This is a genomic window from Jiangella asiatica (assembly GCF_004349065.1).
Taxonomy (GTDB): domain Bacteria; phylum Actinomycetota; class Actinomycetes; order Jiangellales; family Jiangellaceae; genus Jiangella; species Jiangella asiatica.
On sequence record NZ_SMKZ01000010.1, the window covers coordinates 98,438 to 113,042 of the forward strand.

11 protein-coding genes are annotated in these 14,605 nt (G+C 72.3%); 8 read left to right on the forward strand and 3 right to left on the reverse strand.

The genetic code is table 11. From position 1 onward, the window contains the following. The first annotated feature begins 2 nt into the window (after positions 1–2). The 5 genes from E1269_RS09475 to E1269_RS09495 all read left to right on the forward strand — a co-directional run bounded on the left by E1269_RS09475 (position 3) and on the right by E1269_RS09495 (position 3,641). Complete coding sequence (locus E1269_RS09475; protein ID WP_131893810.1) at positions 3–398, forward strand: GNAT family N-acetyltransferase; 396 nt, start codon at positions 3–5, stop codon at positions 396–398. 104 nt (positions 399–502) lie between these two features. Further along, positions 503–1,147 carry a type IV toxin-antitoxin system AbiEi family antitoxin domain-containing protein gene (locus E1269_RS09480; RefSeq protein WP_203433254.1) on the forward strand — a complete coding sequence of 215 codons (645 nt, stop codon included), beginning with the start codon at positions 503–505 and terminating at the stop codon, positions 1,145–1,147. Then, positions 1,144–2,049 (forward strand): nucleotidyl transferase AbiEii/AbiGii toxin family protein, encoded by a 906-nt coding sequence (locus tag E1269_RS09485; protein ID WP_131893736.1) that lies wholly within the window; start codon positions 1,144–1,146, stop codon positions 2,047–2,049. Before E1269_RS09480 ends, E1269_RS09485 begins: the two co-directional genes overlap by 4 nt. 136 nt (positions 2,050–2,185) lie before the next feature. Then, complete coding sequence (locus tag E1269_RS09490) at positions 2,186–3,133, forward strand: hypothetical protein (RefSeq protein WP_203433256.1); 948 nt, start codon at positions 2,186–2,188, stop codon at positions 3,131–3,133. A gap of 151 nt (positions 3,134–3,284) precedes the next feature. Beyond that, on the forward strand, positions 3,285–3,641 hold the full coding sequence (locus E1269_RS09495) for a hypothetical protein (RefSeq protein ID WP_131893738.1): 357 nt from the start codon (positions 3,285–3,287) through the stop codon (positions 3,639–3,641). A gap of 32 nt (positions 3,642–3,673) precedes the next feature. Here E1269_RS09495 and E1269_RS09500 read toward each other — a convergent pair whose 3' ends face one another. Then, on the reverse strand, positions 3,674–9,472 hold the full coding sequence (locus tag E1269_RS09500; protein WP_131893740.1) for a S8 family serine peptidase: 5,799 nt from the start codon (positions 9,470–9,472) through the stop codon (positions 3,674–3,676). A 90-nt stretch (positions 9,473–9,562) separates the two neighbouring features. Between E1269_RS09500 and E1269_RS09505 the strand changes: the two genes are divergently transcribed. Together E1269_RS09505 and E1269_RS09510 are read left to right on the forward strand one after the other, a co-directional pair. Further along, positions 9,563–10,585, forward strand: a complete 1,023-nt coding sequence (locus E1269_RS09505) for a helix-turn-helix domain-containing protein (protein WP_162606318.1) — start codon at positions 9,563–9,565, stop codon at positions 10,583–10,585. 22 nt (positions 10,586–10,607) lie between these two features. Beyond that, complete coding sequence (locus E1269_RS09510; protein ID WP_131893744.1) at positions 10,608–11,015, forward strand: nuclear transport factor 2 family protein; 408 nt, start codon at positions 10,608–10,610, stop codon at positions 11,013–11,015. A gap of 66 nt (positions 11,016–11,081) precedes the next feature. Here E1269_RS09510 and E1269_RS09515 read toward each other — a convergent pair whose 3' ends face one another. Then, positions 11,082–11,582, reverse strand: coding sequence for an SRPBCC family protein (locus E1269_RS09515; protein ID WP_131893746.1), 501 nt, complete (start codon positions 11,580–11,582; stop codon positions 11,082–11,084). Positions 11,583–11,606: 24 nt separating this feature from the next. Further along, entirely contained in the window at positions 11,607–12,170 is a 564-nt protein-coding gene (locus E1269_RS09520) for a dihydrofolate reductase family protein (protein WP_131893748.1), read from the reverse strand. Between the two features lie 257 nt (positions 12,171–12,427). Here E1269_RS09520 and E1269_RS09525 point away from each other — a divergent pair, with 257 nt between their 5' ends. Beyond that, positions 12,428–14,566, forward strand: a complete 2,139-nt coding sequence (locus tag E1269_RS09525) for an MMPL family transporter (RefSeq protein ID WP_131893750.1) — start codon at positions 12,428–12,430, stop codon at positions 14,564–14,566. Positions 14,567–14,605 lie beyond the last annotated feature (39 nt).

The following is a 14,605-nucleotide window of genomic DNA, read 5'->3' on the forward strand; positions in this document are numbered from 1 at the left end:
CCATGCTCGCCGATGACGTCCTGGGCAAGTCCCGCGACGCCGGCACCGTCGACGAGAGGTACGAGCAAGCTTTCGCCAGCATCGACGCCGACCCACGCAACCACCTGATCGTCGGCGACGACGGCGGCCAGGTGATCGCCTGCATGCAGCTGACGTTCATCCCGGGCCTCGGCCGGCACGGCGCCGAGCGCTGCCTCGTCGAGGCCGTGCGGGTCCACTCGGACCGGCGCGGCACCGGCGTCGGCTGGCAGCTGATGGCCTGGGCCATCGAGCGGGCACGGGCGCGCGGGTGCGTGATGGTCCAGCTCACCAGCGCCAAGACCCGCGTCGACGCGCACCGCTTCTATCTCCGCCTCGGCTTCGTCGCCAGCCACGAAGGCATGAAGCTCGCCCTCTGACGCTCGGTCGTGCCAGACCGTCCTGGTCCCGCGACGGCGTCGGCGCCGGGGTCAGCGGGGAGGAACCGTAGACACCTCCCCTCCTGATGTATACACTTCCTCTCGTGGCGCCTGAGGGGCTCTCAGCCAACGGGTCGACCGGAGCCTCGACCCGTACCGCCGAGCGCGCCCTGGACCTTCTCCGGCAGCTACCCCCGACGTTCACGTACACCCAGGCCCGCCAGGCGGGCCTCAGCCATCGCGGGCTGTACGGCCTCCGCGGCGCCGGCATCGTCGAGCCGCTGGGCCGAGGGCTCTATCGTCGGGTCGACGCGGTACTCACCGACCCGACGCTCACCGAAGTTGCCGTCCGCGCGCCCCTGGCGACGTTGTGCCTGACCAGCGCTTTGGTCGAGCACGACCTGAGCGACGCCATCCCGACGGCGCCCCACCTGGCGCTGCCGCGGGGCAGCCGGTTCCCATCAACCACCGGGCCGGTGACATGGCACGCCTTCGCCGCCGAGACATTCGAGCTCGGCCGCATAAGGAGGCGAGTGGACAGTCAGCTGCAGCTCGGCCTATACAACGCGGAGAGAACTATCGTCGACACCTTCCGGTTGCGACACCTGACCGGCTCGGACGAGGCATACGAGGCACTACGCCGCTGGCTGAGCCGGCGTGGCTCACAACCCAGCACGCTGCTGACGATGGCCGGACACTTCCCCCGGACGCTCCCGAGCATCCGGCACGCACTGGAGGTTCTGCTGTGACGACATCCCCCGGCCGCCGCCCCACGAGAGCCACGGCCGGGGGACGCGCCTACCTGGACCTGCGCCGCCACGCCCGCGCGACCGGTCGCGACACCGGCGAGGTGCTACAGCTCTACGTCCTCGAGGGGTTCCTCGACAGGCTGCGGACGTCGCCGCTCGCCGATCGCTTGATCCTCAAAGGCGGCGTGCTGCTGGCGGCCTTCGACACCCGGCGCCCCACCCGCGACATCGACGTCGCGGCCCTCGACCTCGACCGTGACGCCCAGAGCGTCCTCCATGCCCTCGGCCGAGTCGCCGCGGTCCATGTCGACGACGGTCTTGCCTTCGACCACGGCGCCGCTACCGCCACGGCCATCCGCGACGACGAGCTGTACGGCGGCATCCGGGTCACGATGCCCTGCTCGCTCGATCGGGCCCGGATGCGCTTCCACGTGGACGTCAATGTCGGCGACCCGATCTGGCCGGCACCGCGCCCGATCGAGCTGCCCCGGCTGCTCGGCGGATCGATACGCCTCCTGGGCTACCCGCTGAGCATGGTGTTCGCGGAGAAGCTCGTCACCGCCGCCGAACGAGGGGCTGCGAACACCCGCTGGCGCGACTTCGCCGATGTCTACCTGCTGTCGCGCCGCCACGACCAGGACGGCACGGAGCTCGTCGTGGCGATCAGGCGAGTGGCCGAGCATCGCGGAACAGAGCTCCACAGAGCCACGGTCGACCTCGACGGCTTCGCCGACCTCGCCCAATCGAGGTGGCGGGCGTGGCGCAACCGCCTCGGCCTGGACGACCGCCTGCCCGAGAGCTTCGCCGAGGTACTCGGCGAGGTCGACGCTTTCGCGGCGGCGGCGCTCGACGGTTCCGCGGCGGGCCGGCACTGGTCCGGCGTCGCGCGCCACTGGACCTGACTTAGGTGATGGCGGGCGGGCGTTCATGGATGTTTCACCGGCCCGCTGGGGGATGTTCCCGCGCCGGATTCGGGTGGGTTCGAGGCTTCTGTTCCATCCCAGCCTTCATCCGCCACCCACCCCTCCGGAGGTCGACATGATCCCCCGCACCACGGCCGCGACCGCTCTGGGGGTCGCTGCGACCGCCCTCGTGCTGAGTACGGTGTTGGTCTCGGCCCAGGCCGCTTCCGACGCCACCATGACCGACGCCGCCACGCCCGCGACAAACCAGGTGATCCCCGGCGCTGAGTTCGCCCGGTACGACGCGTTCGACGCCAACCAGGGCGTCGCCGTCGACCGGCGGCACTTCTACGCGGTGAACAACCGGACCATCACCAAGCACGACCGCGTCAGCGGCGAGCCGCTGCTGCAGTTCGCCGGCGCGGAGGGCGGCCCGATCGAGCACCTGGACAGTGGCGTCGTCGTCAACGGGAGGCTGTACGCCGCGCACTCGAACTACTCGGAGTACCCGATGGAGAGCTCCATCGAGATCTTCGACACCCGAACCATGGAGCACATCGGCACCCACAGCTTCGGCATCCACCGCGGCTCGCTGACCTGGCTGGACCGGCACGACGGCGCCTGGTGGGCGACGTTCGCCAACTACGACCGGCTGCGCGACGGCTCGGACGTGCCGTACGGCGAGACGTACAACACCCAGGTGGTGAAGCTGGACGACGACTTCCAGGTGGTGGAGTCGTGGACGATCCCGAAGCCGATCCTCGACCGGTTCGAGGACATGAGCAACTCCGGCGGCTCGTGGGGACCGGACGGCCGGCTCTGGCTGACCGGCCACGACCTGCCCGAGGCGTACGTCATGGACCTTCCGGCCGCAGGCAGCGAGCTGACCTGGGTCGCCACCGTCAGTCTGCCCGGCATCGAGGGGCAGGGCATCGCCTGGGACGACGCCGGGCGGAACTCCACGCTGTGGGGCATCAGCCGTCGCAACGCCGACGTCGTCAGCTTCGGCATCCCGGTCGGCGACATCGAGGAGCCGGCCGGCGAGCAGTGGCGGGTCAACGGCCCGGGCGAGTTCGACGAGTGATCACCGGGGGTCGCAGCTCAAGGCACTAGATTCGCCGCATCGTCATGGATCGCCGCCCCCGGCTGGATCGCCGGAGCGACTGTCCTCGTCACCGTGCCGACCGGGGTGTCGACGGTGCTGAGCGCTGGCCCGCGACGTCGTCATCGCGGCGGTGTTCGGTGCCGGCGGCGAGCTGGACGGCTACGTCGTCGCGCTCGGGCTGTTGGCGGGCGCCATGGCGAAGGCCGCGGTACCGGTGCTGTCCCGGCAGGCCACCGGCGACGACGGCGCCCGGCGCAGCGACCCTGGTGATCCGCTGCTCGCGGGTGAGATCGTCGCGGTGCTGGCGCCCGGGTTCAGCCCGGCCGAGGCGGCGTCGGCCGAGCACCTCACCCGCGTCGTGCTGATCGCGGCGGCTGGTCGAGCTCGTCTTCCAGCGCGGCAACCTCGACGCCGACGACGCCGAGCTGACCGCGGCCGCGCTGCGCTGGTACGCCCACGGTGCTGGCGCTGGGCCGGCGCGAGGTGATGGTGCGGGCGAACGGTGACGCAACCAGGCGTTCAGCGGACGGTCACGCGGACGGGGATGCGCAGCTGTGGGGCGCCGGGATCGGTGGTGTCGACGAGCAGGGTCGCCACGTAGCTCTCCCCCGCCCGCATCGAGCCGCCGTCGACGTGCACGCTCACCCGCGCCGAGCCGTCCGCCGCGATCGTCCCGTCCACCGTCCCGCGCACCGAGAGCCAGGGCACGTCCGCGGCCGTCCCGGCGCACCGCTCGCCGACCGGCAGGTACCACGCGCTGTTCAGCGAGCTGCCGTTGCCGCCGACGGACCAGATCTCGCCGCCGGTGCGGGCCTCGGTACAGAACCCGGCCGGTGCGCCGTGCACCGGGCGCGGCAGGTCGTCGGCCGGGTCGATCGTCCACGTCCCGCTGTCCCAGTCCGCCAGCGCGAGCCGCTGCACCGTCGTCGTCGGCAGCCGGCCGTACGGGGGCCGGTCCTCCTCGCCGCCGACGGCGTAGACCGCCTGGTCGGTGACGGCGAGCGACAGGCCCGCCCGCGGCGCCGCCAGCGCCGGCCCCGCGCTCCACGTCCCCTCGCGCAGGTCGAGCCGCTGCACGGAGTCGTGCACGACCGCGTCGGTGCCCTGCACGGACATCCCGCCGACGACGTAGAGGTGCGTCCCGGCCTGGGCGAACCCGGCCCGGCGCACCGGAACCGGCATCGGCTCCCCCTCGGTCCACGTGTCGGTCGCGATGTCGTAGACGAACAGGTCGCCGCTGGTGCCGTACCAGTCGCCGTCGGGTGCCCCGCCGGCCACGTACACGCGTCCGTCCCAGGCGGCAGCGGCGGCTCCGTCCAGCGCCTCCGGCAGCGGCGCCGCCTCCGCCCAGGTGTTCCGGGCGATGTCGTAGACGTAGTGCCGGTCGGTCGCGTCGCCGCCGAGGACATGGATCTTCCCTGCCTCGCACACCGCGACCGCTTCCTGTCCCGCCTCCGGGATCGGCGCCAGCTCCTGCCAGGTGTCCGCCACCGCGTCGTACTTCCAGCTGCGCGGGGTCACCTCGGGCCGGGCGTCCGCCCCGCCGAACACGTAGCCGACGTCGGGCTGGCCGGGGCACTGGGCGGCGGCGTAATTCATCCGGCCGCCCGGCACCGCCGTACCCTCGGTCCAGCCCTCGGCCGCGGCCACCTCCACCGGCGCTGACGCGGCCGTCGCACCGGACGCCAGCGGCTGCAGCGCCTCGCCGGTCTCACTCACCTGGAAGTCGTAGCCGGCCGCCCCGCCGGCGTTGTCCAGCGTGATCCGCTCGACGGCCTGCCCGCGGGCGCGCACGGTGAGCTCCAGCTCCGCCGGCGCCGCCGCCGCGCACGATTCGTCCAGGCGCAGCGTCAGGTCGCGGGCGGCGGTCTCGCCGGCGACGACGTTGGCGGCGCCGTCGCCGCTGGTGTAGCCGTCGGCGGACGCGGTCACGGTCACCCGTCGCTCGGAGCGGTCCATCCAGTGCCGGTAGACACCGTTCGCGTCCGTGGTCACCTCCACCGTGGACTTCGCGCCGCGCAGCTCGACGCTGGCGCCGGCAACCGGTGCGCCGGGCGCGTCGCAGCGACCCAGACCGGTGACGGTGCCGGTGACCAGGCCCCACGACGACGGCGCGGTGGCGTCCATGCTCACGGTCAGCGCCGGGGCGGTTGCCGGGGTGTCCTCCAGGAGCAGCAGCCGGGCCAGGTACTCGCCGGGCTGGTTCGCCTCCGCCGCGCCGGCGTCCAGGGTCACCGTCACCTCGGCGGACTCCCCCGGCTCCAGCGTGCGTCGTTCGCCGTCGACCGACATCCACGGCACCGGGTCCTCGGTCGCGGTCTGGCAGTCGTCGAAGCCGGGCAGCTGCTCGACCCACGGGAACGTGCCCGGCTGGCCCTGCGTGCCGCCGAGCTTGTAGAAGCCGCAGGTGCCGGCCAGCCGGTAGACATCGAAGATGGAGTTCGGCAGCGCCGCCCACTGCGCCGCGGCCGGGTCGTAATAGAAGCCCTGGTTGCTGCGGTAGCCGCCGACCTGCCCGCCGGAGATCATGAGCAGGCCGTTGGCCGCGCTGTTCGCGGTCTGGGTCACCGGGATGGGCAGGTCGGCGATCCGGTACCAGGCGTCGGTGGCCGGGTTGTAGACGTAGCCGCGGTCGCTGTGCCGCGCATCCGGGCCCTGGCCGCCGGCGCAGTAGATGAGCCCGTCGATCGGGCCGCAGGACTGCCACGCGGCCGGCTCCGGGTAGTCCGCCACCCGCGACCACGTGTCCGTGGCCGCGTCGTACACCTGCACCGCGGTAGAGCCGTTGAGTTCGGTGTCCGGGGTGATGCCGCCGATCACGTAGAGCTTGCCGTCGAGGATCGTGTACCCGGCTGCGGCGAACGGGATGGGTGCCGGCGATCGCTCGGACCACGAGTCCGTCGCCGGGTCGTACACCAGGGTGGTCGCCGTCTCCTCACTCCAGGACCAGCCGCCGACCACGTAGAGGAGGTCGCCGATGAACCCGCCGGCCGCCTTGTTCCGCGGCTCCTGGAACGCCTCTGTGAGCCTCCACTCGTCGGTGCGGATGTCGTAGATCATGTCCCGCTGCCGCGTGCTGCCGGTGTAGTACATGCCGCCCACGTAGTAGAGCTTGCCCTCGTGCACGGCGGCCAGGCCGTCGGTGCGCGGGATGGTCATATCGTGCAGCCGCTGCCACTGCGCCTCGTTCGGGTCCGGCGACGGCGCCGGCGCGCTCGACGCGTCGCCGGCCGTCGCCGCAGCGCTCTGCGGGTCGAGCGGTCCGCCGTCGTCGTCGACGACCGAGAGGCGCAGCGGCGCGCTCGGCAGCGATGCCAGCGTCTCCTGCTGCTGCTCGAAACCGGTGTCGCGCTCGGCCAGCTCGAACGACGCGGGCGCGGTCCCGACGTTGGTCACTGTGACGGTGGCCGTGCTGCTGCCGCCGACCTCGACCGAACCCTCGACGACGGTGCTGCTCACGGCCAGCTCGCCGGTGCCGAGCGCGAAGTCCGCGTGGGTGAGCTCGCCGTCGGCGACGTCGATCTCCCGGGTCTGCGTGCCGTACTGGCCCAGCTCGTGCTCGGCGGTCAGCTCACGCTCACCGGGCTGCGGGGAGAACAGCCAGTACAGGCCGCCGTCGAGCTCCGGGTCGTTCGGCGTGTCGACGGTGGTCGCACGGACGCCGTCCTCGGTGCTGACGGTGGCGCCGTCGACGACGGCGTCGGTGCGGTCGTCGACGACCTGGCCCACGACCAAGCCGCCCTCGGCCGGCGCGCACGAGCGGGCGCCGATGAGAACGTCGTCCAGCGCCCACCAGCCGTTGTTGGAGGTGTCGTTGCGGTAGTGGAACCGCGCCTGCACCTCACCGGCGCCGGCCGCCGCCGCGATCGGCACCAGCTCCTGGCGCGGGCCGCGTTGCAACGCCGTCCGGGTCCACACGTTCTCCCAGGTGGCGCCGCCGTCGACGGAGATGTCGACCTCGGCGACTCCGCGGGTGAGCAGCAGGTCGCTGCGGAAGGCCAGGACCGGGTCGTCGACGCCGGACAGGTCGGTCACCGGCGACATGAGCACGGAGTCCTCGAGGCGGCCGCCGAACGCGCTGTCGACGCTGACGAAGTCGGCGTCACCGCCGGTCAGGTTGGTGCGCCCGCCGGGGTCGCCGGTCACCCAGCCGTCGCCGCGCGCCGTCTCCACGGTCCAGCCGTCGGGGAGCCCGTCGTCGAACGCCGCGAACGCCCCGTCGTGCACCTGCTCGTAGCCGGGCGCCACGCACTCCACCGTGCCCACCTCGATGGCGAGGTCGGCGGTGAGGTCGTCGCCGCCGACCGTCAGCTCCTCGCGCAGCGTCGTGTAGCCGGCGTACTCGGTCACGACGGTGACGCGGTAGGTGGTGTCCGCGGGCAGCTCGATCTCGTACCGGCCGGTCTCCGGTTCGGTCCAGATCACGCCGTGCGGGTACCCCTCGATGGTCAGCCCAGCGTAGAGCGGCCAGCCCTGGCCCGAACCGTCGGTGACCGTCCCGCTCACCGTGACCGACGGCAGCGCCGTGAGCGGCACGTCCTGGGTGATGGTGGCGTCCCCCGTGACGTCGAGGCCGGTGCGGGTGGCCGGCTCGTAGCCGTAGGCCGTCACCGTCACCTCGTAGGCGCCCTCGACGAGCGTCGTCTCGTAGCGGCCGTCCTCGTCGGTGAGGGTGGTCCGCTCATAGCCCTCGCTGACGGCGCGGACCGCCGCACCGGCCACCGGCTCACCGGTCTCGGCGTCGGTGATGCGCCCGGCCAGCCAGCCGGTCGCGCCGATCGGCGACGCGTTCACGGCGGCGTAGGCGTCCAAGCGGCCCTCGCCGAAGGAGTTGTTGTTCTCCGCGGTGCCGCCGCAGCTGAGCTCCTCGGTGTCGACGGCGGTGCCGCCCAGCAGCTCGCGGGTGCCGTCGACGTCCCCGATCAGCGACGGTGCCGCCGCCCACATGAGCGCGACTGTGCCGGAGACGTGCGGCGAGGCCATCGAGGTGCCGCTGGCGCTGGCATAGCGGTCCTCGGGGATGCTGGAGGTCACGGCCACGCCGGGGGCGGCGATGTCGGGACGGATGCGGCCGTCCGGGCCGGGGCCGCGGCTCGAGGTCGCCGCGATGGCGTTCGCGACGTCGTGGGAGCCGACGGCGTACGCGTTCGGCGAGTCCGCCGGCGACCCGACGGTGGCGCAGCCGGCCATGCCGTCGTTGCCGCTGGAGAAGATCGCGAACACGCCGGCCGCGTTCCAGGCGTCGACGATCTGGTCGTAGAACGGGTCGGCGAAGCCGCGAGTGTCCGAGCCCCACGAGTTGTTGACGATGTGCGGGCGCAGGTCCGTTCGCGGGTTCTGCCCGGCCAGGTCCGTGGGCGCCAGCGTCCACTGTCCGGAGGCGATCAGCGCCGGCGTCGAGCAGCCCACCTGGGCGGTCGCCTCGCAGCCCTTGGCCGCGATCCACCGCGCGCCCGGCGCGACGCCGATGGCCGTCCCGCCCTCGTCGCCGCCGGCCATCGTGCCCATGGTGTGGGTGCCGTGGCCCTGGTTGTCGCACGGTGCCGCGTCCGGGCAGATGCCGGACGGGTCGAACCAGTTGTAGTCGTGGCTGACGCTGCCGTCGGCGTTCGTGCCGCGATACCGCGCGGCCAGCGACGGGTGGTCGAACTGCACCCCGGTGTCGATGTTCGCGATGATCAGTCCCTCGCCGCTGACGTCGACATCGCTCCACACCCGGTCCGCGCCGATGGCGGTGACGCCCCACTCGCCGGCGGCCTGCGCGGCGACGGCCTCGGCCTCGGCGGGGTCGGTGGGCAGCAGCTGCGGCGGCTCGTACTGATGGACGTCGAGCACCTGGTCGACGCCGGGGCGGTCGGCCACCCGGCGCGCGACGCTCTCGGTGGCGTCGTGGACCAGGATCGCGTTGGCCATCCAGTACGACTCGTAGTCCACTCCGGCCTGGTCGAGGAATGCCCGCACGTCGCGCTGGCTCTCCTCCGCCGTCGCCTGCAATTGCTCGACGACGGCGGTACCGCGCTCGGTCCAATCGTCGATCAGCGCGGCATCGCCGAGGTCGGCCCGCTCGTCGAACGCGATCATGACGTCCGCGGTCTCGCCGGCCTCGAGGGTCGACAGCACCTGCGGCTCGACCTTGTCCCGCCACGTTTCGCCGTCGCCCACTGCGGTGGCGGCGGTGTCGGACGGGTCGATAGCCGCGGCGTCGCCGGCGCCGGCGTCAGGGGCCGCCGTCGAGGTGCCGGCCAGGCCGACGACCAGTGTCGCGACGACGAGCGCGGCCATCGGACGGCGGCGGAGCGGGGTTCGGGTACGCGGCATGCTCGGCCTTCCGACGACCTGGGCTGATTGCCGGTATGGTCCGCGACGTCGCGATTCGGTGTCCAGGAACTAAGCTGGCCAGCTATGGCCATGGACACAACTGGCCCACTGGACGACGCGGGACCATTCGCCGCGCTCGGCCTCGGGCCGGTCGAGGAGCGCGTCTACCGAACCCTGCTGCGGGAACCGGGCACGACGGCGGCCGAGCTGGCCGACTTCCTCGACGCCACCCGCAGCCGGACCCGCCGGGCGCTGACCGTCCTGGAGCGTACCGGCCTGGTCAGCCGCTCCCCCGGCGCCGTCGCCCGGTTCCTGCCGGCCGCACCGGACGTCGGACTGGAGGCGCTGGTCCGCGACCGGGAGGCCCAGCTGAGCCGCATCCGCACCCTCGGCGCTCAGCTCATGGACGACTACCGCGACGGCCTCGAGGCCGAGCGCACCGAGCTGTGCGAGATCGTCACCGGCTCCGAGGCGGTGCTGCGCCGGTTCGATCAGCTGCAGCGGTCGGCCACCACCGAGATCCAGGTGCTCGACACGCCGCCGTACGCCGGCCCGGGCGGCCCGTCGTCCAACGACCTGGAGTTCGAGATCCTCTCCCGCGGCGTCGCTTGCAAGGCCATCTACGACCGCGCCGCCCTGGAGCGCTCGCCACACGCGGCCAACGCGATCCTGCGCTACGTCGAGGCCGGCGAGCAGGCCCGCGTCACCTCCCGGCTGCCACTCAAGCTGGCCACGTTCGACCGGAAGCTGGCGTTCGTCCCGCAGTCGCTCAACCAGCGCGACGTGTCCGGCGCGATCGTCGTGCACCCGTGCTCGCTGCTGGACGTGCTGCTCTACGTCTTCGACGAACTGTGGGCGCGCGCCACCCCGCTGAGCGCGGCCCCGCCGGACTCGGCCACCGCGAACGGCGACGCTGACGCCGTCGTACCCGGACCGGACGACCTGCGGCTGCTCCCGCTGCTGGCAAGCGGCATGAAGGACCAGGCCATCGCGAACCACCTCGGCTGGAGCTACCGCACCACGCGCCGGCGCATCGCGTCGCTGCTGGCGCTGCTCGGCGCGGAGACGCGGTTCCAGGCTGGGCTGGCCGCCGCCCGCCGCGGCTGGCTCTGACGTCGGTGAGAGGCTCGTCGGCATGGACCGGAACTCGGCTACCACCCTCCTGGACGACCTGCACACCGCGCAGAACGCCTATTACGGCGGCGGCGACGGCACCCAGCTGCGCGCGCTGCTGACCGACGACATCACCTGGACGGTGCCCGGCGACAACGCGATCGCCGGCACCTACCGCGGCGTCGAGGAGGTGTTCGCCTACTTCGACCGGCGCCGCCAGCTCGCCGCGGGGACCTTCCGCATGCACCGCCGCGACGTGCTCACCGGCGACGGCGACACGATCGCGGCGCTGACCGACGGGACCGCGTCTGTCGACGGCGCGGACTGGGCATGGTCGACGGTGGGCCTCTATGGCCTGCGCGACGGGCTGATCGCGCGCTGCTGGCTGCTGCCGCTGGACCCGGAGCTCTTCGACCGCGTCTGGCGGTGATCGTCCGTCACCCAGCCCATGATCATCAACGATCTCCGGGGTCATGGCACCCGAGATCGTTGATGATCATGGGCGCGGCCGCCCGTCCGCCAGGACGGCGTCCATCTGGCCGATCGTGCCGGCGAAGATGTCCATCGCGCCCAGCTCGGCCAGCTGCTCCATATGCTCGCGGGAGCTGAAGACAGAGCGGACCACCATCCGCGTGCCATCGCCGTCGGCCGACAGCTCGACCCTCACGCTCGTCGTGGGCGCGCCCGCGACGGGGTCACCGTTGCGATCGGCGAACCCGTCGGTGAACTCCAGCGCCGTCGGCGGGGTGACCGCGGCGACGCGCCACCGGCCGCGGCTGCTCTGGCCGCCGGAGCCGGTCAGCACATAGGTGACCACGCCGCCGGGGCTCAGGTCGTACGAGTGGACCGACATCGGGAAGTCCGGCGGCCCCCACCAGCGCTCGAGCTGGCGCGGGTCGGCCCACAGCTGCCAGACCCGCTCGACCGGCGCGGCGAACTCCGCGACCACGGTGAGCGTCAGTGCGTCGAAGTCCTTCTCCACCCGGGTGACCGTCATGTGCCTGGGTTCTCGCCGTCCTCGTCAGCCCCGCTCCGGCTCCAGGTGCAGCGCCGCGATGCCGCAGTCGAACGACCGGGCCCGGACCATCCGGAAGCGCCCGTACGTCTCGGCGTCGGGGAACACCGGCAGGCCGGCACCGATCGCGGCCGGGTTGACGAACAGGTGCAGCTCATCGAGCAGGCCCAGCGCGATCAGGCCGGTCACCAGCGTGCTGCCGCCGTAGGCGATGATGTCGCCGCCGGGCTCGGACTTGAGCTTCGTGATGACCTCGGTGAGGTCGCCGCCGGCCACCGTGGCGTTCGGCCACGGCGACTCGGTGAGGGAGTTCGAGACGACCACCTTGGGCGTGTCGTTCATCTGGTCGATGGACTCCTGGGTCTCGCCCTCCGGTCTCGACTGCCAGGCGGGGATGAAGCCCTCGGCGAGCTTGCGGCCCAGCACGATGGTGTCGACGGGCGCGTCCAGCGCGCTGACGTAGTCGGTGAGGTCGTCGGACCACGGGACGGTGGCCCAGTCCAGCTCACCGTTCGGGCCGCCCATGAAGCCGTCGAGCGTGGTTTGGACCTGGAGCTTGAACGTACGCACGTGCTGTTCCTCCCGACTCGGCGTGACCGCAAAACTACAACCACTCGGTTGTACGTTAGTGCGACCCATTGCCGCTGTAAAGCACCTCCCCGGCCGCCGCCTCGACCCCGGCTCCCTCTCGCGGGCACCGGACGCCAACCCTCTACCGGCGGCCGAGATTTCGCTGTGCGGAAGGTCACATTTGTCCGCATCGCACTTAGAATCGTGCGGGTCTTACTCCGACGGGGGCCGGTGCGCTGGCCGAGGAGTGGTGGATCATGGGGGCATCCAGGCGCAGGCTCGGCACGCTCGTGTGCGGTCGTCGCAGCAAGTGGGCCGTCGTCGTCTTCTGGCTGGCCATTATGGCGGCGGCGTTCCCGCTGTCCGCCGAGCTCACCGGGGCGCAGGAGAACGATGCGGCGTCGTGGCTGCCGGGTAGCGCGGAGTCCACCAGGGTCTTCGAAGTCCAGCAGGAGGCGTTCCAGACCGGCGAAGAGGTCCCGGCCATCATCGTCTACGAGCGGCCCGGCGGCATCACGCCGGAGGACCAGGCCAAGGCGGCCGCCGACGCCGAGAGCTTCGCCGACCTCGACGCCGTCACCGGCGAGGTGGTCGGGCCGGTCCCGTCCGCCGACGGCCAGGCGCTGGAGGTCATCGCGCAGATCGACCCCGGCGACGGCGGATGGTTCGAGCTCGGCGACACCGTCGAGGAGATGAACGACATCGTCTCCGACGGCCCGGACGGGCTGACGGCGCACGTGGCCGGGCCGGGCGGCGTCGCGGCGGACTTCGCCGAGGCGTTCGAGGGCATCGACAGCACGCTGCTGTACGCCGCGATGGGCGTCGTCATCGTGATCCTGCTCATCTCCTACCGCAGCCCGGTGCTGTGGATCATCCCCGTCTTCTCCGCGTTCACCGCGCTCACCGCCGCGCAGGCCGTCGTCTACCTGCTCGCGGAGTACGCCGACGTCACCGTCAACGGGCAGACCGCCGGCATCCTGCTGGTGCTGGTCTTCGGCGCGAGCACCGACTACGCGCTGCTGCTGATCGCCCGGTACCGCGAGGAGCTGCGACGCCACGAGGACCGGCACGAGGCGATGGCGTTCGCGCTGCACCGCGCCGGCCCGGCCATCGTGGCCAGCGCCTCCACCGTCGCCATCGGCATGCTGTGCCTGCTCGCGGCCGACATGAACTCCACCCGCGGCATGGGGCCTGTGCTCGCCGTCGGTGTCGCCATCGGGCTCGCGGCCATGCTCACCCTGCTGCCGGCGCTGCTCGTCGTCACCGGACGCTGGGTGTTCTGGCCGGTCCGGCCGCGGTTCGGCTCGCCGGAGCCCACCGAGCGCGGGTTCTGGGCCCGGGTCGGCCGCCGTATCTCCGGCCGCCCGCGCACGGTGTGGATCGGCACGTCGCTCGCGCTCGGCGCGATGGCGCTCGGCCTGTTCGGCCTGGACACCGGCGTGCTGCCGAACCGGGACGCCTTCGTCGACCGCCCGGCATCGATCGAGGGCGAGGAGGCGCTGGCCCGGCACTTCCCGGCCGGCACGGGCAGCCCCGTCATCGTGGTCAGCGACGCCGCGGCCGCCGACGACGTCCGCTCGGCCTTCGCGGACACCCCGGGCATCGCCGAGGTGACCGAGCCCGCCGTCGTCGACGGCATCGCCTACCAGGAGGGCACCCTCGAGGCGGCGCCGGACAGCCAGGAGGCGCGCGACACCGTGCTGGCGGTGCGCGATGCCGTCCGTGCGGTCCCCGACGCCGACGCACTGGTCGGCGGCAACACCGCGATCAACCTGGACGCGCAAGATGCCGCCGCCCGCGACAGCGCGGTGATCATCCCGCTCGTGCTCGTCGCTGTGTTCCTCATCCTGGCGGCCCTCCTGCGGGCCCTGGTGGCACCCCTGGTGCTGATCGCGACGGTCGTGCTGTCGTTCGCGGCGGCGCTCGGGCTGAGCGCGCTGATCTTCGAGCACATCCTCGGCTTCGCCGGCGCGGACACCGCGTTCCCGCTGTTCGTCTTCGTCTTCTTGGTGGCTCTGGGCATCGACTACAACATCTTCCTGATGACCCGGGTGCATGAGGAGGCGAAGGTCCACGGCACCCGCCGCGGCGCGCTCATCGGCCTGGCCGCCACCGGTGGCGTCATCACGTCGGCCGGCCTCGTCCTAGCCGGCACGTTCGCCGTGCTGGCGACGCTGCCGGTGGTGGCCTTCGCCGAGATCGGCATCGCGGTGGCCCTCGGCGTCCTCCTCGACACCATGATCGTCCGCTCGATCCTGGTGACGTCGCTCAACCTCGACATCGGGCGGTGGATGTGGTGGCCCAGCGCCCTGGCCCGTCACCCCGAGCCGTCGCCGGCCGAGGCTGCCGAGGAGGTGCGCGTTCCCGACACCGCCCGCGTCCACCCACCCGCGTGACCCGTGTTGATCATGGACGAGGTCTCCTTCCCGGTGCGC

Excerpts from the sequence above, each read along its gene's own strand:
- E1269_RS09475 (WP_131893810.1), top strand. The coding sequence starts at position 3 with ATGCTCGCCGATGACGTCCTGGGCAAGTCCCGCGACGCCGGCACCGTC.
- E1269_RS09490 (WP_203433256.1), top strand. The coding sequence starts at position 2,186 with ATGATCCCCCGCACCACGGCCGCGACCGCTCTGGGGGTCGCTGCGACC.
- E1269_RS09500 (WP_131893740.1), bottom strand. The coding sequence starts at position 9,472 with ATGCCGCGTACCCGAACCCCGCTCCGCCGCCGTCCGATGGCCGCGCTC.
- E1269_RS09505 (WP_162606318.1), top strand. The coding sequence starts at position 9,563 with ATGGACACAACTGGCCCACTGGACGACGCGGGACCATTCGCCGCGCTC.
- E1269_RS09510 (WP_131893744.1), top strand. The coding sequence starts at position 10,608 with ATGGACCGGAACTCGGCTACCACCCTCCTGGACGACCTGCACACCGCG.
- E1269_RS09515 (WP_131893746.1), bottom strand. The coding sequence starts at position 11,582 with ATGACGGTCACCCGGGTGGAGAAGGACTTCGACGCACTGACGCTCACC.
- E1269_RS09525 (WP_131893750.1), top strand. The coding sequence starts at position 12,428 with ATGGGGGCATCCAGGCGCAGGCTCGGCACGCTCGTGTGCGGTCGTCGC.